Here is a 252-nt window from a genome sequence, read left to right on the forward strand (position 1 = left end):
GTCCGAGGCGTCTTTCGCGCGTGCCTTCAAGCGCGTCACAAACGTTTCACCTGGGATTGTGCGTCGCACAAGTTCTTCCGGACGAATGGATATGGATTTCGGATTTTGAGACACATATCATCCTGACAACTTCGTCTATGAAGATCTCCGAACACAGGAGATCCATCAATGACGGACACAACATCACAATTTGACGGGGCCGCAATTGGCCTGGAGACGCCTGAACCATCGGCGTGGAGCGCGGCAACCTGG

Annotated in this window: 1 pseudogene; it reads left to right on the top strand. The window is 53.6% G+C overall.

The features are described 5' to 3' along the window. Window positions 1-109, top strand: a pseudogene (locus EOD29_RS33570) (AraC family transcriptional regulator); the annotation flags it as partial. Window positions 110-252: the final 143 nt, after the last annotated feature.

It is taken from the genome of Mesorhizobium sp. M1A.T.Ca.IN.004.03.1.1 (assembly GCF_003997555.1).
Taxonomy (GTDB): Bacteria; Pseudomonadota; Alphaproteobacteria; order Rhizobiales; family Rhizobiaceae; genus Mesorhizobium.